The sequence below is a fragment of the Alishewanella sp. WH16-1 genome, assembly GCF_001441695.1.
GTDB lineage: Bacteria > Pseudomonadota > Gammaproteobacteria > Enterobacterales > Alteromonadaceae > Alishewanella > Alishewanella agri.
The window spans coordinates 1-303 of record NZ_LCWL01000093.1; the positions used below are offsets into that span (position 1 = coordinate 1).

Annotated in this window: 1 protein-coding gene; it reads right to left on the minus strand. The window is 47.9% G+C overall.

Annotation, left to right across the window (positions count from 1 at the left end; genetic code table 11):
• Positions 1–303: transposase (locus AAY72_RS08580; protein WP_156411308.1), on the minus strand; the 303-nt coding region annotated here is incomplete at both ends.

Consider the following 303-nt stretch of genomic DNA (forward strand, 5'->3'; position numbering starts at 1 on the left):
CTACTGAGCGGTAATGTTTTAGCCTGGCAAACACGTTCTCAACCAGATGGCGATGTTTGTACAGACACCAGTCAATATCGCCATTCCCAATCTTCGAATTACGCTTGCGCGGTATGTTAGGGACGCCCTTTTTCTCTCGGATCTGCTCTCGTATCTTCTCGCTATCATAGCCCCGGTCAGCGATAACGTGTTCGGCATCAGGCAGCTGTTTTAGTAATTCTATGGCAGCTTTACTGTCATGAACCTCACCGCCTGTCACAATAAAATCTATTGGCAAGCCGCAACTATCCACTGCCATATGGA